The sequence below is a fragment of the Afipia birgiae 34632 genome (genome assembly GCF_000308295.2).
GTDB classification, from domain to species: Bacteria; Pseudomonadota; Alphaproteobacteria; order Rhizobiales; family Xanthobacteraceae; genus Afipia; species Afipia birgiae.
In genome coordinates this window covers 502,064-521,392 of sequence record NZ_HG326653.1, presented here as the reverse complement: position 1 = coordinate 521,392, position 19,329 = coordinate 502,064, and the positions used below count along the sequence as shown (strand labels likewise).

Sequence of the window (19,329 nt, the reverse complement as noted above, 5' to 3'; positions counted from 1 at the left end):
CCGTTATTTACAGAATGAACCGGCTCAGATCGGTGTTCTTCGCCAGATCGCCGATGTGCTTTTTCACATAGGTCGCGTCGATCGTGATAGTCTGACCGTTCATGTCAGGAGCGTGGAAAGACGTATCGTCCAGCACCCGCTCCATCACCGTCTGCAGACGGCGCGCGCCGATGTTCTCGATGGTCGAGTTCACCGCAACGGCGACATCGGCCAGCGCGTCGATGGCGTCGTCGGTGATGTCGAGCGTGACGCCCTCGGTCTGCATCAGCGCGATATACTGCTTGAGCAGCGACGCCTCAGGCTCGGTGAGGATGCGGCGCATGTCGTCGCGCGTCAGAGCCTGCAGTTCGACGCGGATCGGCAAGCGGCCCTGAAGCTCGGGCAGCAGATCGGAAGGCTTGGCGATATGGAACGCGCCAGATGCAATGAAGAGAATGTGGTCGGTCTTCACCGCGCCGTGTTTGGTGGACACCGTGGTGCCTTCGATCAGCGGCAGCAGGTCGCGCTGCACGCCCTCGCGTGACACGTCTCCGGCCCGCGCGCCGTCGCGCACGCAAATCTTGTCGATTTCGTCGAGGAAGACGATGCCGTTATTCTCCACCGCCTGCACGGCTTCCTGTGTCAGCTGATCGCTGTCGAGCAGCTTGTCGCTTTCCTCGTTGACGAGGATTTCGTGCGAGTCGGCCACGGTCAGGCGGCGAGTCTTGGTGCGGCCGCCCATCTTCCCGAAAATGTCGCCAATCGAGATCGAGCCGACCTGTGCGCCGGGCATGCCCGGGATCTCGAACATCGGCGTGCCGCCGGACGACTGGGTTTCGATCTCGATTTCCTTGTCGTTCAGTTCACCCGCTCGCAGTTTCCTGCGGAATGAATCACGCGTCGCCGCGCCAGCATTGGCACCGACCAATGCGTCCAGCACGCGGTCCTCGGCGGCCTGCTGCGCGCGCGCCTGCACATCCTTCCGCTTGCGCTCGCGGGTCTGCATGATCGCGACCTCGACGAGGTCGCGCACGATCTGTTCCACGTCGCGGCCGACATAGCCCACTTCAGTGAACTTGGTGGCTTCGACCTTGATGAATGGCGCACCGGCCAGCCGCGCCAGCCGCCGCGCGATTTCGGTCTTGCCGACGCCGGTCGGCCCGATCATTAGGATGTTCTTCGGCAGCACCTCCTCGCGCAGCGAGCCGGTCAGCTGCTGCCGCCGCCAGCGGTTGCGCAGCGCGATGGAAACGGCGCGCTTGGCGTCGCTCTGTCCGACGATGAAGCGGTCGAGTTCGGATACGATTTCGCGGGGGGAGAAGTCAGTCATGGCTCTTAGCTATTGTTGAATGGGCTGCATCGCAAGCGGTGGTCGCTTCAGTGTGTCCTAGATGATCGGAGGACCGCTCTGCCATTGCCGTATGGCATCGAATGGGTGGATCAGCATAATGATGTTCAGCGTCAGGTTGTCGCGGATGTGCAGGCCGACGGCGACCTCGAACACAATCGCGATCAGCACCGTCGCGATTACCGGCAGTTTCCGCGCTGCGAGAAAGCCCGCGATCATCGCCAGCGTATCGGACACCGAGTTGACGATGCTGTCGCCGTAATAGTCGAGCGAGATGGTGCCCGCTCGGTAGCGCTCGATGATGAGCGGCGAATTTTCCAATAGCTCCCAGCCGCCCTCGATCAGCATCGCCACCAGCAGCCGGGCAACCCATGACAGGCGCGGCAGCAGCAGCCAGGTCAGGCCATAGAACAGGAAGCCGTGGATGATATGCGAGAAGGTGTACCAGTCGGCAATGTGCTGCGAATTTTCCGAGCTCAGCACCACGCCGTGCCACAGCTTGACGTAACCGCAGGTGCAGATCGGCACCCGGCCCATGGCATAGAGGGTCGCAGCCTGCAGCGCGAGCAACCCTAAAGCGATCAAGAATCCCTGACGCGGCGACAGCCCTGGCGTCGCTGGCGCCATGGCGTTGTCCGCTGCGCTCATGCGGGGAGGGTTTCGATGGTGACGTTGCGATTGGTGTAGACGCAGATATCGGCGGCGATATCGAGCGAGCGGCGCACGATGGCCTCGGCATCCTTGTCGGAATCGGCCAATGCACGCGCGGCGGCCAGCGCGTAGTTGCCGCCGGAGCCGATCGCCATCACGCCATGCTCCGGCTCCAGCACGTCGCCGGTTCCGGTCAGCACCAGCGACACGTCCTTGTCCGCGACGATCATCATCGCTTCGAGGCGACGCAGGTAACGGTCGGTGCGCCAGTCCTTGGCCAGTTCGACGGCGGCGCGGGTCAGCTGGCCGGGATACTGCTCGAGCTTGGCCTCGAGCCGCTCGAACAGGGTAAAGGCGTCGGCGGTGGCGCCGGCGAAGCCGCCAATGACGTCGCCCTTGCCGAGCTTGCGGACCTTCTTGGCGTTGGACTTGATGACGGTCTGGCCGATGGAGACCTGCCCATCGCCGCCGATGACCACCTTGCCGCCCTTGCGGACCGTGAGAATGGTGGTCCCGTGCCAGACTTCAGCTTGTGATGCTTGCATGAATACCTCGTTGAGGGGCCTGATCTAGGCACTGGCGCCGCAGGTTGCAATCGGGCCGCCGGAGCGGCGAATTCTAGTCACCATATCTGAAAACTCAGGCAAAAATCGCGTCATCCCGCAGTAGCGAAGGCGTCATGTGCCTGTTAAAAGGACGCTCTTTTCCAGAGTTCTAAGGCGTTCGGAGAGCACTTTTCATGCGCACGGCCACGATCAAGCGCAAGACCAAGGAAACCGACATCATGGTGTCGGTCAATCTGGACGGCACCGGCATATCCAATGTCGCGACCGGCATCGGATTCTTCGATCATATGCTGGATCTCCTGGCGCGCCATTCGCGCATCGACATCACCGTGCAGGCCGACGGTGATCTCCATATCGATTACCACCACACTACGGAAGATGTCGGCATTGCGCTCGGGCAGGCTGTGAAGCAGGCGCTGGGCGACATGAAGGGCATCACCCGCTATGCCAGCATCCACATGCCGATGGACGAAACGCTGTCGCGCGTTGTCATCGACATTTCCGGACGGCCGGTGCTGGTGTTCAAGGCCGAATTCCCGCGCGACAAGATCGGCGAGTTCGACACCGAGCTGGTGCGTGAATGGTTCAACGCCTTCGCGATCAATGCCGGCGTGACGCTGCATGTGGAGACACTGTACGGCGAGAACAACCATCATATCGCCGAGTCGTGCTTCAAGGGTCTGGCGCGCGCGCTACGTGCCGCGGTTGCGATCGATCCGCGCGCTGCGGGCGAAATTCCCTCGACCAAGGGCACGCTCGGCGGCTGATTGACCAGAAGCGCATGCCGGGCATGCGCTGGAATTCACTTTTGGACCATCGAGCGGCGCACGATCTTTCGCGGATCGCGCGCAACGGGTTCCGGAGAACGATCATGGCGGTTTACACGGTCCACGGGCCGGCGAGCTATTACGGCACCGATGTGCGCACGGGGCTCGACCAGCTCGTGTTTGTGCGGGACGGATTCTATTTCTGGGCCTTTGTGGCCTCGATCCTGTGGCTGATCTGGCATCGGCTGTGGTTGGCGCTGTTCGGCTATATCGCCCTGATGATCGTTGCTGAAATCGCGATGTCGGCCGCAGGTGTTGGATCGGGTGCGCGTTTTTTCGTGATGGGTGTCGTCGCATTGCTGGTTGGCCTTGAGGCCGGTTCGCTGCGCCGCTGGAAGCTCTCCCGCCGCAAGTGGCGTCAGCTCGATATCGTGGTGGCGGATTCGGAAGAAGCCGCCGAACGGCGCTTCTTCGAACGCTGGAACGCCAAGACGGCGCGTGACGGCAATCGCGGCAACGCGAGTTCACCGCCGCCGTTGCCGCGTGCGTCGCTGACGCAGTCAGAGAGTGTGATCGGCTTGTTTCCTGAACCGGGAGCGTCGCGTTGAGTGTTGCGATTATCGATTACGGCTCCGGCAATCTGCACTCGGCTGCGAAGGCGTTCGAGCGTGCAGCACGCAGCATGGAGCAGCCGCAAAAGATCGTGGTGACGCGCGACCCTGACACAGTGTTCCGCGCGGATCGCATTGTGCTGCCCGGCGTCGGCGCGTTCGCCGATTGTCGCAAGGGTCTCGATGGGCTGAACGGCATGGTGGACGCCATGACGGAAGCGGTCCGCGGCAAGGCGCGGCCGTTCTTCGGCATTTGCGTCGGCATGCAGCTGATGGCGACGCAGGGCAAGGAATACGTCACCACGCCGGGCCTCGACTGGATCGCGGGCGATGTCGTCAAGATTTCGCCGCGTGAGGAAAATCTGAAAATCCCGCACATGGGCTGGAACACGCTCGATCTGGTGCGCGAGCATCCGGTGCTGGAGCGGCTGCCGCTCGGCGACAAAGGCCGCCATGCCTATTTCGTGCACTCCTATCACCTAAACGCGGCCAACGAAGCGGATATCGTCGCGCGCGCCAACTACGGCGGGCCGGTGACGGCCATCGTGGCGAAGGACACCGCGATCGGTACGCAGTTTCACCCCGAAAAAAGCCAGCGTTTCGGTCTTGCCCTGATCTCGAATTTTCTGAAGTGGAAGCCGTGATTCTCTTTCCCGCTATCGATCTCAAGAACGGCCAGTGCGTGCGCCTCGAACAGGGCGACATGGCGCGCGCGACCGTGTTCAATCTCGATCCGGCCGCGCAGGCGAAAACCTTCGAAACGCAGGGCTTCGAATATCTGCACGTCGTCGATCTCGACGGCGCGTTCGCCGGCAAACCGGTGAATGCGCTGGCCGTCGAGGCCATGCTCAAGGTCGTGAAATTTCCGGTGCAGCTCGGCGGCGGCATCCGCGATCTCGCCACCATTGAGGCGTGGCTCTCCAAGGGGATCCGCCGCGTCATCATCGGCACCGCGGCGGTCCGCGATCCTGCGCTGGTCAAGGAAGCCGCCAAGAAATTCCCCGGCCGCGTTGCGGTCGGTCTCGACGCGCGCGAAGGCAAGGTCGCCGTTGAGGGCTGGGCGGAGACGTCCACCGTTACCGCGCTCGATATTGCGCGACGTTTCGAGGACGCGGGTGTCGCTGCGATCATCTTTACCGATATCGCCCGCGATGGGCTGCTGAAAGGCCTCAACCTCGATGCGACCATTGCTCTCGCGGACGCAATTTCAATTCCGGTGATCGCTTCCGGTGGCTTCGCGTCCATTGCCGATGTGAAGGCGATGCTGGAGCCGCGCGCCAAGAGGCTGGAAGGCGCGATTTCCGGCCGCGCACTCTACGACGGCCGCATCGATCCGGCCGAGGCATTGACGCTGATCCGCAATGCGCGCGCGGCGGCATAGGAACAGCAGCCATGTTCAAGGTCCGTGTCATTCCCTGTCTCGACGTCAAGGACGGCCGAGTCGTCAAGGGAGTCAACTTCGTTGACCTGCGCGATGCCGGTGATCCGGTCGAGGCCGCGATTGCCTATGATGCGGCCGGCGCGGACGAGCTTTGCTTTCTCGACATCACAGCAACCCACGAGAACCGCGGCACCATTCTGGATGTGGTGCGGCGGACGGCGGAAGCCTGCTTCATGCCGCTGACCGTCGGTGGCGGCGTACGCACCGTTGACGACATTCGCACGCTTCTGACGTACGGCGCTGACAAGGTGTCGATCAATTCGGCGGCGGTGTCGCGGCGCGAATTCGTCAAGGAAGCGGCGGAAAAGTTCGGCGACCAATGCATCGTGGTTGCGATCGACGCCAAGAGCGTCGCGCGTCCCGGCGGCGGGTCGCGCTGGGAAATCTTTACTCACGGCGGCCGAAAATCCACCGGGATTGAGGCCATCGAATATGCGCAGGAAGTGGTTTCATTGGGTGCGGGAGAGATCCTGCTGACCTCAATGGACCGCGACGGTACCCGGCAGGGCTTCGACATTCCGCTGACCCGCGCCATCGCCGACAGCGTCAAGGTGCCGGTAATCGCCTCGGGCGGCGTCGGCAATCTCGATCACCTGGTGGCGGGTATCCGCGAGGGCCACGCGACCGCGGTGCTGGCTGCGTCGATTTTCCACTTTGGAGAGTTCACCATCCGTCAGGCCAAGGACCATATGGTTCGTGCCGGATTGCCGCTGCGGCTCGATCCGTAGGCATGATCCCGAAAAGTGGAAACCGGTTTTCGGATAGGATCATGCTCATTCGTATGCCAAATACCTGAATCAGATCAACTCTTTGCGCTCCCTACCGGGGTAGGGAAGTGATAGAAGGCATTTTATGAGCCGCTTTACGATCCACGATCTGGCAGCCACCATCGATGCCCGCGCGGCGTCGGGAGGAGACGCGTCCTATACCCGCAAGCTGCTGGACAAGGGCCCCGATCACTGCGCCAAGAAGCTTGGCGAGGAAGCGGTGGAGACCGTGATCGCCGCCATCGAAAACAACCGTGGTCATCTGATTGCGGAAAGCGCCGATCTGCTTTTCCATCTTCTGGTGCTGCTGAAATCGCGCGGCATCAGCCTGGCGGAGGTCGAGGACGCGCTGGCGCAACGGACGCAAATGTCCGGGCTTGAAGAGAAGGCCGCGCGCAAGCGCGATTAGTTCAACTCCGGCAGGCGCGGGGACACGCGCAGACCGGACAGGAGGAATGGCTCATGGATGTGAGGGCCGACCAGGTTCAATACAATCCCTATCGTGTTTTCTCGCGCGCGCAGTGGGCTGCGTTGCGCGACGACATGCCCATGACCCTGACCGCCGAAGAAATCGCGCGGATGCATTCGATGCACGACCGCCTCGACATGAAGGAGGTCGAGGAAATCTACCTGCCGCTGTCGCGCCTGTTGTCGTTCTATGTCGCGGCGGCCCAGCGGCTGTTTGTTGCGCAGCGGCACTTCCTCGGCATCGAGGATCGCAAGATGCCCTACATCATCGGCGTCGCCGGATCGGTGGCGGTGGGCAAGTCCACCACGGCGCGCGTGCTGCAGGCTCTGCTGGCGCGCTGGTCGCCACGGCCCAAGGTCGATCTCGTCACTACCGACGGCTTTCTGTTCCCGAACAAGGTTCTGGAGCGTGAGGGCCTGATGCAGAAGAAGGGATTTCCTGAAAGCTACGATCTGCCAGCTCTGCTTAGCTTCCTGTCTGACATCAAGGCGGGCCGGCGGCCGGTGCGGGCGCCGGTCTATTCACATCTGACCTACGACGTCATTCCGAACGAGGGGGTCGAAATCGACCGCCCCGACATTCTGATTGTCGAAGGTGTCAACGTGCTGCAGACCGGACGTCTGCCGCGCGACGGCAAGGCCGTGCCCTACGTGTCGGATTTCTTCGATTTCTCGGTCTACATCGACGCGGAAGAACCCATCCTGCGCGAATGGTATGTCGAGCGCTTTCTCACATTGCGCGACACGGCGTTCCGCGATCCACGATCCTATTTCAGCCGTTATGCGAAGCTCTCCGACAAGGAAGCGACCGAACAGGCGCTTTCACTTTGGACCGGGATCAACCTCGTCAATCTTGAAGAGAATATTCTGCCGACGAGACCGCGCGCCACGCTGATCCTGAAAAAGGGCGGCGACCACATCATCGAAACGGTTCAGTTGCGGCGGCTGTAGAGCGCGACACCAAGTTCGCCGCCCGGCTTTTGTCTCGGCATGATCTATTCCGAAAACCGGTTCCCACTTTTCGGGATCATGCCGCGTGACGCGTCGCGTCCGCGCCGAAGTGATCGAGATAGCGCCCCGAGATTGCCGACACCGGCATCACGATCAGGACATCGGTGGTGCCGAACTGATGATCGACCACCGCGCCGTCGCCGACGAACGCGCCGACCCGCAAATAGCCCTTGATCAGCGGCGGCAGCATGCGCAACGCCGCCTTGGTCTCGACGTCGTCTTTCGCAATGCGATTCATCTCCACCCGGCGCGACGGATGCGCACTCGCGCGCCATCCCTCTGGCGCGGCTGCGAAGTGATGCAGAAACGACAGCGGCAGCGCCAGGCGATCGGGATCGGTACCTTCGAAACTCGCGCAGCCGATCATCACATCGAGATTGTGCCGGCGCACGTAGCTCCAGACGCCGTGCCAGAGCAGTTCGACGGTGCGCTTGGTGCGGTAGGGCGGCAGCACGCAGGAGCGGCCAAGCTCAAGAAACTTCAGGCCGGACTGGCGTTCCATCAGTCCCGAGATGTCGAACTCGTCGCCGGTGTAGAAGCCGCCATGCTCTTCGGCGACGTCCTGGCGCAGCAGGCGATAGGTTCCGACGACCGGCTGCTTGCCGCTCATCGTCGGCTTGGCGGCATGATCGACCACCAGCAGGTGATCGCAGATCTTGTCGAACGAATCCTTGTCGCGCTGCGCCAGCATGGTCGCGGCGTCGGCAATGGCTGAACCGTTTTTGTAGAAAACCTTGTAGCGCAGTTTCTGCGCGCGCTTCACATCGCCCTTGGTCTGTGCGAGCCGAACTTCCAGCGAGCCGATCTTTCCGAGTTGCGCCGAAGCGGGCTGCAACATATTCGGTACGGCCTCGCCGCGCAGGCCGGGCATCAGCCATGTTGCGGCAGCCGTCGCTGCCGACTTCGCATGGGCGGGCCGGAGCATCTGGACCAGCGGGTTTTGGCGAAACGCTTCAAGCGGGCTGCGAACGGCCTGCCGTTCAAGCAACTTGGAATTTGCACCCGGCTTCGTCGGCGCCGGTTTGTTGCCGCTCATGGCTTCCTCGCGGCTGCGCGCATTGATTCGCCAAGCGCAGCCCTGAGGCTTCAATAATCATGGTCTTGATACGGATTTATGACACCGCGCGAGCGTGGGGTCGATCTCGGCGACCTGATCTAGGCAGTGGCTTGCTGCGATACCGGAATCGCGGCGAGCGCATCGGTCAGCTTGTCGCGATCGAGCGGCTTGATCAGGAAGCCGTCCATTCCTGCCTCAAAACAGGCGTAGCGATCGTCCACCAGCGTGTTTGCCGTCAGCGCCAGAATCGTCGTTCGCCGCGGACTGCGCCCTGCCTCATGCGCGCGAATGCGTCTCGCCGCCGTGATGCCGTCGAGCTTCGGCATCTGGATGTCCATTAGGACCACATCGTAAGGCGTGCCGGCACTGTCGGCCGCGAGCCAAGACTCAAGGGCCTGCTCGCCGTCGGTGGTGATGACGGGCCGGTGACCGAGCCGCGTCAGCAGCGACCGGATCAGCAGCGCGTTGATCTCGTTGTCTTCCGCAACGAGAATCGAGAGAGCGGGTGACATCATCTCTCCCGCCATGGCGACTTCTGGCGCCTCAATGGCGGGGACATTGTCGTCGGGCAACTCCGGCACCAGCGCAGCGCCCGAGACGGTCAGGCGCGCAGCAAGCGACGCAGCGCGCAGCGGCTTCACCAGATAGGCCGTATACAGCGCCGTGATTGCAGGCGTCATGTCGCGGCGTTCTGCCGGGGTAAACATCGCAATCCGGTGGGTGGCGTGGCGTACCGACGCCTCACCGAGATCCCGCAAATGCGCGTTACCGCCGCCGCAATCGACGAGCACCGCATACCATGATCGCTCGGGCAACAGCGCGTGTGCGATTGACGCGTCGGCCACGGTGCAGGTCTGTGCGCCCCAGCGCTCAAGACGCCGTGCGATCAGCGAGGCTTCGATGCTCTGCGGCGCCACCAGCATGATCGACTTGTCGGTCAGGTCGGGCGCGATGAAGGCGGTGGCGGCGCTGTCGCCGGGATCCGCGGCGGCGAGCGGAATCGAAAATGCGAAGGTCGCGCCGTTGCCCTCGGCGCTCTCCAGCGTGATCCGCCCGCCCATGCGCCGGACGATGCGCTCGCTGATGCTGAGCCCCAGACCGGTGCCGCCGTAGTTGCGTGCAGTGCCCTCGGATGCCTGCTCGAACTCGCGGAAGATTCGCTGCTGCGCTTCCGGCGCGATGCCGATGCCGGTATCGCGCACGAGGAACGACACTTCACCAGGCCAGATGCCCGGCTCGACGATCAGCGCGACGCCGCCGGACGGTGTGAACTTGATGGCGTTGCCGGCGAGATTGAGCAGCACCTGGCGCAGCCGCGCTGCGTCGCCGAGCACCTCCTGTGGCAGGCGCTCATCGACATAGGACGCGATCTCGAGCTTGCGCGCCTGCGCGCGGGGCGCGAGCAGTTCAGTGATGTCCTCGATCATGGCGGCGAGCGCGAAGGGGCGTTGTTCGAGATCGATCTTGCCGGCTTCGATCTTGGAGAAATCGAGCAACTCGTCGATCAGCGCCATCAGGGCGTCGCCGGATGTCTTCACAGCTTTCGCGTAGGTGGCCTGTTCGGCGGTCAGCGTGGTATCGAGCAGCAGGTTGCTCATGCCGATGATACCGTTCAGCGGCGTGCGGATTTCGTGCGACGCCATGGCGAGGAATTTCGACTTCGCGCGGTTGGCGGAGTTGGCGAGATCGCGCGCTTCGGCTAGTGCGCGCTCCGTTTCGGCGCGGTCGGTGACGTCGCGGCCGACGCATTGCAGGTCGGCGGGTTGATGGGCGTCACTGCGGATCAGGCCCTCGCGCCAGGCGACCCAGCGTGGACCGAGTGCACTGTCGATCTTCTGGTCATGAACGCGGGTGCCGTTCGGCTCGACCGCGACCGCACCCTGTTCCAGCACGGGCAGTGTGAAACGCGTGCCGATCAGGGCCTCGCGCGGTTTGCGGGCGAGCATGCAATAGGCGTCGTTGACCGAGGTGATGATGCCGCTGCTGTCGCGCAGGACGATCAGGTCGCTCTGGGATTCGAACAGGTTGCGGGCATGTTCCTCGGCACCCTTCAGTTCCCAGTTGCGATCGACCAGCGACTCGTTGTGCATCTCGATCTTGCGCATCTTCTTGCGCAGCCAGCGCATTCGCATGCTGAGTGTTGCGAGTGCCACGCAGGCCACCGCGAACAGGAAGCTTGCGCCAAGGGCAAAGGCCTGCGGATCGTACGCTTCGGTGCGGCTTCCCACGATGAAGCCATAAGCTCCACCGAAAGTGGCGGAAAAGATCGTCGCCGAGCGGATCGTGAAATTCACCCAGGGGTGACGGCGGGCAAGGCGGCGGAGGCGCGATCGGATGCGCAAGGCTCGCAACATTGGTGACCGCTCCGCGGTTGGATTATGCGTTGGGAAAGTCTGCGCAAGGATGTGTTGGGGACGTTTCGAAGTGCTTGAAGCGCGCAGGCATCACTGATGGCGATTCAAACATGGCTAATGAGACGTTAACGCCTCACATGGACCGCTCGGCCATGCGCACGCGGTGGCCGGCACCGACCACGAGCGCCGCGGCGTCCCGCGTGCTGAAAGCGTGAGATTGCACATAGACGCGATAGTCCGCACCGGGCTCGCGCGACAGATAGATCACGGGGTTGGTATCGATCACATGGTCGGCGATGGAAACGAATGTTGTCTCGCGCGTGACTGTGCAACTGTCGGCCTCGGCGGTATGCGCGCCGTCGATCACGGTGAAGTCAGCCAGATCGACTGTATCGACCACCTGAACCCGTACAGTCGCTGTTTCCGGATCGTCGGTGAAGCTGACGTGGAGCGGGTTTTGCCACGGTGCAGTGGCGATCTGCATCGAAGCGCGGCCCGTTGCGATACAGGGGCTCGCGCTCGGGATCAGCTCGCCGCCGGCGACAACACCCGCAAGCAGCAATGGAACGGTCGAAGCCAGAATCTTCATACGCATGGACGCCACTCACTCAGCACGCACTCCGCATGGTCTCGCGGAGCGCCGAACAGGCGATCCGGATCATGCGCCAAAGCCGCCGCAACGGGGCGGCTTATGGTTTTTGAAGTGTAAAGAGAGATCGTTACGGAACCGTTGTCTGGCGAAGGGTTGGGCTATGCCGCGCGGCGCAGGTCTTCCGCCAGTGCGCGATAGGACAGGGCTTCTGCGAGATGAAGCCGTCCGATGGTATCGGCGCCGTCAAGGTCGGCGAGGGTGCGCGCCACCCGCAGCACGCGATGATAGCCGCGCGCCGACAGGCGCATCGTTTCGGCGGCGTCTCGCAGCAGTTTCTGTCCTTGGGCGTCGGGCTTCGCGATTTCTTCCAGCGCCGCGGCTGGTGCCTCCGCGTTGGTGCGAATGTGCGGCAAGCCGATCGCGGTATAACGCGCGATCTGGACGGTGCGCGCCGCGGCGACGCGCGCGGCGACTTCGGCCGAGCCCTCCGACGGCGCGGGCAGAATGAGATCGGAGGCCGTAACGGCCGGAACCTCGATCCGCAGGTCGATGCGATCCATCAGTGGACCTGAAATGCGCCCCTGATAATCCGCCGTGCAGCGGTCGATGCGGCCGCGCTTGCAGGAATAGCCGGGCTCATAGGCGTGTCCGCAGCGGCACGGATTCATCGCCGCCACCAGCATGAAACGCGCCGGATATGTCACGCGATGGTTGGCACGCGAGACAGCGACTTCGCCATTTTCCAGCGGCTGGCGCAGCGAATCCAGCACCCGCGCGTCGAACTCGGGCAGTTCGTCCAGGAACAACACGCCGTGATGCGCCAGCGATATTTCGCCGGGTTTGGCGCGCATGCCGCCGCCGGTCAGCGCGGCCATGCTGGCGGAGTGATGCGGCGCGCGAAACGGACGCCGTGCCGTGAGCGCGCCACCTTCGATTTCGCCCGCGACTGACGCGATCATCGAAATTTCGAGCAACTCGGAGGGCGAGAGCGGTGGCAGGATCGACGGCAGCCTTGCGGCGAGCATGGACTTGCCCGCGCCGGGCGAGCCGATCATCAACAAGTGATGCCACATTAATCTAAAGAAAATCTTTCAGCAGAAACAGTAGCTTACGAGATGCGAGGCGACAGGCCAGGGTTGACGTCAGGAACGCGCGCATACGCTTGCGCCCCGTCCCGTCCCCGCAGGGGCGGGACCGCGACCGACAGGTCGGCGGAGGGGACAAGCGCGCGTTCCTGACGTCACCGCCGCGCGGGACCCCATGTCTATGCGGGAGCCCCGATGCGCCATAGGCGCATGAAGGACGGGACCCGTGGCCCGTCCGGAAAGGGACGAAGCATCGACATGGGGAAGCGGCGGGAAACCCGGCCGACTAAAGAACCTGAGCCACCAAATCTAGCATGGCGAGGATACTGGGATTCCAGTCGTCAGACCCGCAAGCGGAGCATCGGTCGTGGAAACGGCGAGCTTGTCCCGGAGGGTTCGCAGTGTAATTTGACACATGGCTCCTGCTGAGAAGGCAAGGAATTGCATGACTAAGAAAGAAGACTTCCTGATTGAATTGACCGCACAAATCGAGCGCGCAATCCATCAGAAAAGACCCCACGCCGAGATAAATGCTGGTGAACTACATCGTGTCGTGGGGGGATATCCTTCGAAGAGTCATAGTATGCCGACGTGTTGTGAGGCGATGAGGGAAGAAATGGAGCGTCGAGGCGGGACAGTCGTCTTCGAAACCGACAGCGGCAATTCGGCCTCATACACCGTTCGTTACAGCCTAAATACGGGGGACTGATGTCAGGATCGCGGTTGTATCGATTGATGGCTTTCTTTGTCGCGCTGAGTTTGGGCGGTTGTGGAGACGAAAAGACATTTGCCGAACACTATCCTGGCCCGTGGAAAAATGAGCCGAAGACCGAGTTGGTTAAATTGCTGGTAGCTCAGAGTGCGCGCGGTTGCGGTGAATTTTGGTGGCGGACGCGAGACGGTGAAACCGGACATTATGCCGAGTATCTCGTTTACTGCTCCTCCGATGGAAAGACTTGGAGAGCTTGGCTTCTTTGGCCCGCTACGGGTAAGGCAACGGGCCCGACAGGCATCGGGGATGGACCGCCTCCTCCTGACGCGGCGGTGCGGGGCAAAAGCTAAACGCAGTCCACCCTCGGCAACGATGGCGAACCATATAGCGACCTCAGAATATCTTCGGGATAGGCCGGGGTTGACGATGGCAACGGCGGCATAAGCTTGACCCATAATCGAGCCACCCCGTGGCTCGATCGCGCGCGAAGCGCAGGCGGGGGCGAGCCGCCGTTGCCATCGTCACCGTCGCGTGGGGCCCCGGTTCTATTCGGAAAGCCGGTGGGCGCCGCAGGCGTCCAGGTGCGGGACCCGTGGCCCGCACCGTGCCGGGTGAAGAATCGAATCGGGGGAAGCGGCGGGAAACCCCGGCCGACGTCATCGCCCGCAGCCATCTTCCGGAACAATGATGGCGGTGCCCACGCACCGGTTTTCGGGTTTTTGAGGGAAGTGTCTCAAAACTGTACAGGTTAAAACGCGATTCTGTGGGGGGCTTTTGGTCCGGGGTGGATGATTGCCCACGGCAATAAGCCCCCCACAGATCAACGCGGGAGCATGGAGCGTTGGCCTTCTCCACGCGATGCAGGCCACCCGTCCAGCGGGCTCGGCGTATCCGGAACAGGTGGTGCCGTTTCCGGGGAGACGGCGGAGATGATGCGCTTTCCCGAATTCGTCCATTCCCGCAGGCAACGCTTCGGATGTTCGCGAACGGCTGCGGCAAGCCGAGACCATCCGCCTTCCGGATCGATCGTGAGGAAATAGGTTTGCAGGGCGAGGTCGTCGCGGACGTCTGTTTGATGCCCGAGAACTTCGCACCATGGGAGCCCATCGACACGAATTCGGTGATGATGCTCGTGCCGGCGCGCGGTCATTTCGTCTGTTCGAATCCACGCTCCAAGGTCGTCCGCGTAGTAAGACCATTCGGCGCGTGGCGTTCGACCACTGGCTTTCTCGATGATGTATCGGCGCAAGATATGAGGCTGAACAGTCATCGCATGTCCAATCGGTTTTCCTCGGTGCGTTTTTCGTCGTCTGGACGGGGCGGCGTGAATTTCCGGCCAGTCCGTTTCTCCCACGCTTCAAGCTCGGCGGTGCCGATCTGGCGGAATCGATTCAGATGAGGGATGACGTCCGCGGTCGATTGTGCGGCGAGATGCTTGCGCTGCTCATCATCGAGATAGATCGCGGCGAACGCCTGCAATGAACCGGGCAATCTGATGATGGCGTTACGGTCGCCTTTGGCTGCGGCGATCAGGTCTTGCGCATCTACCATTTCGGTCCGCACCGCCGAAATCGTCTTCGTTCCTTTGGCCGTGGCTTCTTGCTCCCGACGCCATGCGGCCTGAATCTGTGGCGATGGAGTGCATTTGACGACTTCGATTCCTTGCCGTTGAGCGGCAATCCAAACGCGATCTTGCTCCGCTTGTGTCCAGTGTCCGTCGAGACAAACGGAGCCATTCCAGGCGTCGCGCGCCTTCAGCAAAGTCGCGGCAATCGCTTCGTCAGTTACGCCACCATGAATTTCCAGGTGGTCGCCGTTGTCTTTGATCCGGGAATGTCCGGCATCGACCCAGCAACCATCGGATGCGGCAACGGCAACATAACCGCGAGCCGACCACCACATAGATAACGATTTCACCTTGTCTTCGCTGAGTTTGACGACGTGAAGCGCCTCGGCGTGGGCGCCGACAGACACCGTTTTCGCGAGGTGCTGCACTTCGACGTCAAGAACGTTGGCAAGGGCCTGCGCGAGAACCTGAGCGCGGCCCGTTGGCCCCCATGTCCGAATAGGCTTTCGGGTCTTGACGTCGAATTCAAGCCAACCGCCGTCCCGAGTCATTACCCGTGCGGTCGAGCGACCGAGACTTGGGACCTTCACCATGTGGATGTCGTTGGAAAAGGCTGAAGCGTCGAAACCACGCGGGGCAATTTGCGCGAGCAAACGGGTTTTAAGATCGAGCGACTTCGCAGGCTTCAGGGACTTCATACGACGAACCTCCCCCAACAGATTCATATCACTGTGATCCAAGATCCTGCCGGCGGCCATCTTCATCACGATCGGCGTGACGTCGCTGAAGTCGAGGGAGCGAAAAGATGCGATGGCCGCGCGTTCTTCAACGCGGCGGTGTAACGAACGGTCGGGACGTCCGTTCGCAACGGCTTTTGCCATCGCTTCTAATTGACGGAAGTTCGCTCCGCGGAGTCGGGCGGCGTCGAGATTTTCGCGCACATGGTTTCGATGCGCGCGAGGGCTTGGTTTTGATGAGCCAATATCTCGATCACGGCTGTCAAAATTCCCTTGAGTTCGTCGATCGGACTCGGCCCGTCGCTTGGATCGTCGAGCAGTTGCAACAAGGGTTGCAACGTCCGGGAGTATTCTTTGGCGTCGCGCGCCTCGAAGAAGATCGCCTCCGCTCGATTGCGCGGTTTCCTCGGCTGTTCTGACATTTTCCTTTTCCTCCATTCTGGCCGCAACGGCGGCGCGTTTCTCGCGAACGATCCGATCCAGGGCGCCGACGTCGATACCGCTTTTCGTGATGACGAAAACGGTCGACCGCTTTCCGGGATGAACCTCGTATCCGGATTGAGCGAGTGCAGCCCTGAATGCGGATGGACCGTCCGATGCCGCCCATGCCGCGCGGACGTCCGCTTGTGCGGATGGAAGGTCTAAGCCCTGCCTGTCTGCCTTCGCGCGTGTCTTCGATGACATGGAAGACGTCGGCGGCGATGGTGGCGTTACCAGCGTATCCGCGACGTCTTCACGATCGATGCGACGCAATTCCTTCGCGACGGATTTGGTCATGCGCGATGGCGTTAGTTCCTCGCCGAAATCTGCTTCAAGAGTTCGTGCCGCCGCCTCCATACGGATGTAAGACCAGGAGTCATCGAGGGCGCGACCATCGGGGCCGATGTGGCCGACGACAAGGTGATAATGCTGGTCTGCAATGGTCGCGTCGGTGCGGGCCTTCTCCGAGTGCTGCCACAGCACATAGGCATGGTCTTCGGCACCCATCGCGGCAAGGATGCGTTGAACGGCTTCGTCGATCTGCTCGGCCGTGAGATGGACCCTTGGGGAAATCGAGACGTGATGCATCGCGACGGTGGCGCGGGAGGCGTCACGCATCGATGTCATGTAGGCCATCACATCGTCAGCATCTGAAAGCGGCACGTTGCCGATCCGGACAACGCGCGATTGCTGGCCAGCCTGTTTATTCAGGTGGGCTACCAGATTTCGAACGTCGCGCTTGGTCCGGCCGTGCCGCTTCGTCGTCAGGATCATCCGGATGATCCTTCTTTGAGCGCCAAGACGGCGACGGTCAGTCTTTCAAGGTCCGCCCGCAGCCGTCCTGCACTAGCAATGGCCGATGCGTTTCCCGTGGAATTGGCAATGCGGGCGATCTGGTTGACGTTCGAGCCGATGCGGCCGAGTTCGCCAAGGACGGGGCCGAGCACTCGCCCAAGCTCGTCGCGTCGCGGCGGTGATGTCGGTGTCAGATGTGCTGCGCGAACCGTGGAGACGCGAGCGAACGAACTGACGCCCATGTCATGTGACGCGGCGGCGGTGCGAACCGCCTCACGTTCCGGAGGTGTCATCCGGAATGTTGTGGTGGTGCTACCGTTCTTCCTTTCCTTCGTCGCCATGATCAATGCTCCCAGCCGGGGGTTCAACAGGGGCTTGCCCCCTTCGCCAGCGGGTGTGCGTAGCACCACCCATTGCTGGCTTCCTCAAGGCTGCGGCGACCGGCGGCTTGAAACAAGGCCGGGATGACGATGGAGGTGATGAGGCGAATTCGTCGTGGATTTATACGACAAGCGATCACGAAGGCCGCGAGAATCCCCGCCATTTTGTCAACAATGGGCGGTTTCGGCTGCCGCAGCGACCTTTCCGACGTCGCGACGTCGGGACGCAAGACGTCTCAGGCCTCCGATTTCTCCTCCGCAAGCATCGACCTTTCGATCGCCTCAACGGTGTGAACCCCATTCCAGAGCAGCCGCACGGCGCGGCTGGCATCTTCGGTCTGTTCGATGAGATCTTCGAGGTACGGATGTCCCGCACAACTGAGTTTGTCGAATGCGTCTGCGGCCTCTGCCAATTCCGCGAGCAGGCGCCGATACCGGTCGAGATTGAACGGGTGTCGGTCCGTTAGTGTCTCACAAAGCGGGACGTAACTCATGACAAGGCCTCCTTGGTGATTTCCTGCGCGGCATTCAAAGCCGCCTTCTTTGCCCATCGCTCGCTCGGAAACGTGCCAAGCGCGTGAACTTCGGCGCCGTCGATGACTTCGGCCGCGAACCCGATTCGAAGCGGCTGAATCACGAGGTCGATTCCGCGGAAATCTGAAATGAAGGCCTCGACGTCATCGGCGTATTCAAAATTCAAATCGTCAATTCGCATCGGTGTTCTCCTTTTTTCGCTTGCGATGACGATGACAGAAACGAGTTGCAGCCTGATTGTCCAGGCCTTCCCGGAATGACAGAAACGCCTGCAAAATAAGGGGAAAGGACTCGTTTGAGGGCGGCAAGGATTCGATCCTTGAGCGCCAAGGACTCGATGATGACGCAAGTGAAAATACTGCGGCGACGTGTCGCGGTCATGCTGCGGATTTCCACGTCGTCAAGAATGCGGGTTTTTGGAATCGTGGCGCGGGCATCGGTAGTTTCGGCGGACGAGTGATCGGCGGTGACGGCTTCCATTCCGGCATCCGAACGGTTGGCGCAGGCGGCAACGGCGGCGGCGGGCCGTATTTGATAAGCGGAGCCTCAAACGGGATAGCGTCTTCATCATCAATGAAGTCGTCGACTCGTTTAGATTGCTCGACTGCCCACGACTTCGTTTCTTCCCATCCGACTTCTCCACCGATCTCTACACGAGCGAGGAACGTTGACGCGAGCGATGCGCGGATGAGGTTTCGCCAGACTTGCGATTGGATTTGGCCGATGAGTTCATCAGCTTCGTGAACGACCTGTTCGCCAGATTCCTTGTCATCGGCGGCATCGATTTCCAGTGCCTTTGCAAGACGGGCCGAGATGACGCATGAGCGTGTCCCCGGCATAACCTCAACGTATTCGGCCCATCGATCTCGCGCCCATTCGTCGCCCTTGAAGGCCAGCTCCGCGACGTCCCAAGGCGTCAACGACGTCTTGGCCTTGGTGTTGGTCTTTCCGGGACCGCCCGCGACTTCCCACGCGGCCGAACCCTTCGCCGTGTAGTCGCTGGCGTCGGCAGCATCGACGGCAACCCGCACGAAACATCCATGCTTGCTAGAAACCTTGCCGCCCGCCTTTTCGATCTCCGCTCGATAACGGGCGGCGATAGCTTGCCCCGCCGCCATGGCAGCGGCTTCGTCACCGCCGACAGGGATGGAAAGGTGCTGATGATAGTGCGGGCCGTTGGCCCGGCTGAATGTCACTTCCTGACCGACGACAACGCCAAGAACGTTGTGCTGCTTCTCGATCGTCTTCCACGCCTTTCCGGAACGAGCCTTGCGGCTCGCTGTGGCAACGAGGGCTTTGATTTCGGCCAGCGGCGTCGTCTTCGAATGCGAAGCCGTCAGGACAACCAGAACCATGTTTCCACCGCACTCATACGTTGCTTTCGCAGCCCCTTGAACCCGCTCCGCACGTTCAAGGGCCTTGCGCGG

19 protein-coding genes and 1 pseudogene are annotated in these 19,329 nt (G+C 61.8%); 8 read left to right on the top strand and 12 right to left on the bottom strand.

Going from position 1 to position 19,329, the window contains the following annotated elements; genetic code table 11:
- Window positions 1–7: 7 nt before the first annotated feature.
- The 3 genes from hslU to hslV are packed head-to-tail and all read right to left on the bottom strand — an operon-like array spanning window position 8 to window position 2,523.
- Window positions 8–1,309, bottom strand: coding sequence for an ATP-dependent protease ATPase subunit HslU (gene hslU / locus BN32_RS16420; protein ID WP_019199258.1), 1,302 nt, complete (start codon window positions 1,307–1,309; stop codon window positions 8–10).
- Between the two features lie 57 nt (window positions 1,310–1,366).
- Window positions 1,367–1,954 carry a DUF2585 domain-containing protein gene (locus BN32_RS16415; RefSeq protein WP_173405792.1) on the bottom strand — a complete coding sequence of 196 codons (588 nt, stop codon included), beginning with the start codon at window positions 1,952–1,954 and terminating at the stop codon, window positions 1,367–1,369.
- A 17-nt stretch (window positions 1,955–1,971) separates the two neighbouring features.
- A complete protein-coding gene (gene hslV, locus BN32_RS16410) occupies window positions 1,972–2,523 on the bottom strand; it encodes an ATP-dependent protease subunit HslV (RefSeq protein WP_019199260.1) in 552 nt (183 codons plus the stop codon).
- A 194-nt stretch (window positions 2,524–2,717) separates the two neighbouring features.
- On the opposite strand from hslV, the gene hisB reads away from it, so the two are divergent.
- The 7 genes from hisB (at window position 2,718) to coaA (ending at window position 7,549) form a co-directional block, all read left to right on the top strand.
- The gene (hisB, locus tag BN32_RS16405) at window positions 2,718–3,311 is read left to right on the top strand and encodes an imidazoleglycerol-phosphate dehydratase HisB (RefSeq protein ID WP_019199261.1); all 594 of its coding nucleotides are present in this window, start codon (window positions 2,718–2,720) and stop codon (window positions 3,309–3,311) included.
- Window positions 3,312–3,415: 104 nt separating this feature from the next.
- Window positions 3,416–3,919 carry a DUF2628 domain-containing protein gene (locus BN32_RS16400; RefSeq protein WP_040426829.1) on the top strand — a complete coding sequence of 168 codons (504 nt, stop codon included), beginning with the start codon at window positions 3,416–3,418 and terminating at the stop codon, window positions 3,917–3,919.
- Complete coding sequence (gene hisH / locus BN32_RS16395; RefSeq protein ID WP_019199263.1) at window positions 3,916–4,566, top strand: imidazole glycerol phosphate synthase subunit HisH; 651 nt, start codon at window positions 3,916–3,918, stop codon at window positions 4,564–4,566. Before BN32_RS16400 ends, hisH begins: the two co-directional genes overlap by 4 nt.
- Entirely contained in the window at window positions 4,563–5,303 is a 741-nt protein-coding gene (hisA, locus tag BN32_RS16390; protein ID WP_040426828.1) for a 1-(5-phosphoribosyl)-5-[(5-phosphoribosylamino)methylideneamino]imidazole-4-carboxamide isomerase, read from the top strand. Before hisH ends, hisA begins: the two co-directional genes overlap by 4 nt.
- Before the next feature lie 11 nt (window positions 5,304–5,314).
- Window positions 5,315–6,091 (top strand): imidazole glycerol phosphate synthase subunit HisF, encoded by a 777-nt coding sequence (gene hisF / locus BN32_RS16385; RefSeq protein ID WP_019199265.1) that lies wholly within the window; start codon window positions 5,315–5,317, stop codon window positions 6,089–6,091.
- Between the two features lie 124 nt (window positions 6,092–6,215).
- A complete protein-coding gene (locus BN32_RS16380) occupies window positions 6,216–6,539 on the top strand; it encodes a phosphoribosyl-ATP diphosphatase (RefSeq protein WP_019199266.1) in 324 nt (107 codons plus the stop codon).
- Between the two features lie 53 nt (window positions 6,540–6,592).
- Window positions 6,593–7,549, top strand: a complete 957-nt coding sequence (coaA, locus tag BN32_RS16375) for a type I pantothenate kinase (RefSeq protein WP_019199267.1) — start codon at window positions 6,593–6,595, stop codon at window positions 7,547–7,549.
- A 76-nt stretch (window positions 7,550–7,625) separates the two neighbouring features.
- On the opposite strand, the gene olsB is transcribed toward coaA, so the two are convergent.
- From olsB to BN32_RS16355, 4 genes and pseudogenes are all read right to left on the bottom strand, one after another.
- Window positions 7,626–8,645, bottom strand: coding sequence for a l-ornithine N(alpha)-acyltransferase (gene olsB, locus BN32_RS16370; RefSeq protein ID WP_040426605.1), 1,020 nt, complete (start codon window positions 8,643–8,645; stop codon window positions 7,626–7,628).
- 119 nt (window positions 8,646–8,764) lie between these two features.
- Complete coding sequence (locus tag BN32_RS16365; RefSeq protein ID WP_040426604.1) at window positions 8,765–11,020, bottom strand: ATP-binding protein; 2,256 nt, start codon at window positions 11,018–11,020, stop codon at window positions 8,765–8,767.
- A 133-nt stretch (window positions 11,021–11,153) separates the two neighbouring features.
- A complete protein-coding gene (locus BN32_RS16360) occupies window positions 11,154–11,615 on the bottom strand; it encodes a hypothetical protein (RefSeq protein WP_040426603.1) in 462 nt (153 codons plus the stop codon).
- 155 nt (window positions 11,616–11,770) lie between these two features.
- Window positions 11,771–12,679 (bottom strand): annotated as a pseudogene (locus BN32_RS16355) (YifB family Mg chelatase-like AAA ATPase); the annotation flags it as partial.
- A gap of 463 nt (window positions 12,680–13,142) precedes the next feature.
- On the opposite strand from BN32_RS16355, the gene BN32_RS16350 reads away from it, so the two are divergent.
- Complete coding sequence (locus BN32_RS16350) at window positions 13,143–13,406, top strand: hypothetical protein (protein ID WP_019199272.1); 264 nt, start codon at window positions 13,143–13,145, stop codon at window positions 13,404–13,406.
- A gap of 1,269 nt (window positions 13,407–14,675) precedes the next feature.
- Here BN32_RS16350 and BN32_RS16340 read toward each other — a convergent pair.
- From BN32_RS16340 to BN32_RS16320, 5 genes are all read right to left on the bottom strand, one after another.
- Window positions 14,676–16,967 (bottom strand): relaxase/mobilization nuclease domain-containing protein, encoded by a 2,292-nt coding sequence (locus tag BN32_RS16340; protein WP_019199274.1) that lies wholly within the window; start codon window positions 16,965–16,967, stop codon window positions 14,676–14,678.
- Window positions 16,964–17,329, bottom strand: a complete 366-nt coding sequence (locus BN32_RS27375; protein ID WP_019199275.1) for a plasmid mobilization protein — start codon at window positions 17,327–17,329, stop codon at window positions 16,964–16,966. Before BN32_RS27375 ends, BN32_RS16340 begins: the two co-directional genes overlap by 4 nt.
- Window positions 17,330–17,604: 275 nt before the next feature.
- Window positions 17,605–17,862, bottom strand: coding sequence for a hypothetical protein (locus BN32_RS16330; protein WP_019199276.1), 258 nt, complete (start codon window positions 17,860–17,862; stop codon window positions 17,605–17,607).
- A complete protein-coding gene (locus tag BN32_RS16325) occupies window positions 17,859–18,083 on the bottom strand; it encodes a hypothetical protein (RefSeq protein ID WP_019199277.1) in 225 nt (74 codons plus the stop codon). Before BN32_RS16325 ends, BN32_RS16330 begins: the two co-directional genes overlap by 4 nt.
- A 196-nt stretch (window positions 18,084–18,279) precedes the next feature.
- Window positions 18,280–19,257, bottom strand: a complete 978-nt coding sequence (locus BN32_RS16320; protein WP_019199278.1) for a hypothetical protein — start codon at window positions 19,255–19,257, stop codon at window positions 18,280–18,282.
- Window positions 19,258–19,329: the final 72 nt, after the last annotated feature.

Excerpts from the sequence above, each read along its gene's own strand:
- BN32_RS16340 (WP_019199274.1), bottom strand. The coding sequence starts at position 16,967 with ATGATCCTGACGACGAAGCGGCACGGCCGGACCAAGCGCGACGTTCGA.
- BN32_RS16415 (WP_173405792.1), bottom strand. The coding sequence starts at position 1,954 with ATGGCGCCAGCGACGCCAGGGCTGTCGCCGCGTCAGGGATTCTTGATC.
- BN32_RS27375 (WP_019199275.1), bottom strand. The coding sequence starts at position 17,329 with ATGGCGACGAAGGAAAGGAAGAACGGTAGCACCACCACAACATTCCGG.
- hisB (WP_019199261.1), top strand. The coding sequence starts at position 2,718 with ATGCGCACGGCCACGATCAAGCGCAAGACCAAGGAAACCGACATCATG.
- hisF (WP_019199265.1), top strand. The coding sequence starts at position 5,315 with ATGTTCAAGGTCCGTGTCATTCCCTGTCTCGACGTCAAGGACGGCCGA.
- olsB (WP_040426605.1), bottom strand. The coding sequence starts at position 8,645 with ATGAGCGGCAACAAACCGGCGCCGACGAAGCCGGGTGCAAATTCCAAG.
- BN32_RS16330 (WP_019199276.1), bottom strand. The coding sequence starts at position 17,862 with ATGAGTTACGTCCCGCTTTGTGAGACACTAACGGACCGACACCCGTTC.
- BN32_RS16380 (WP_019199266.1), top strand. The coding sequence starts at position 6,216 with ATGAGCCGCTTTACGATCCACGATCTGGCAGCCACCATCGATGCCCGC.
- hslU (WP_019199258.1), bottom strand. The coding sequence starts at position 1,309 with ATGACTGACTTCTCCCCCCGCGAAATCGTATCCGAACTCGACCGCTTC.
- BN32_RS16360 (WP_040426603.1), bottom strand. The coding sequence starts at position 11,615 with ATGCGTATGAAGATTCTGGCTTCGACCGTTCCATTGCTGCTTGCGGGT.
- BN32_RS16350 (WP_019199272.1), top strand. The coding sequence starts at position 13,143 with ATGACTAAGAAAGAAGACTTCCTGATTGAATTGACCGCACAAATCGAG.
- BN32_RS16400 (WP_040426829.1), top strand. The coding sequence starts at position 3,416 with ATGGCGGTTTACACGGTCCACGGGCCGGCGAGCTATTACGGCACCGAT.
- BN32_RS16320 (WP_019199278.1), bottom strand. The coding sequence starts at position 19,257 with ATGGTTCTGGTTGTCCTGACGGCTTCGCATTCGAAGACGACGCCGCTG.
- coaA (WP_019199267.1), top strand. The coding sequence starts at position 6,593 with ATGGATGTGAGGGCCGACCAGGTTCAATACAATCCCTATCGTGTTTTC.
- hslV (WP_019199260.1), bottom strand. The coding sequence starts at position 2,523 with ATGCAAGCATCACAAGCTGAAGTCTGGCACGGGACCACCATTCTCACG.
- BN32_RS16365 (WP_040426604.1), bottom strand. The coding sequence starts at position 11,020 with ATGTTGCGAGCCTTGCGCATCCGATCGCGCCTCCGCCGCCTTGCCCGC.
- BN32_RS16325 (WP_019199277.1), bottom strand. The coding sequence starts at position 18,083 with ATGCGAATTGACGATTTGAATTTTGAATACGCCGATGACGTCGAGGCC.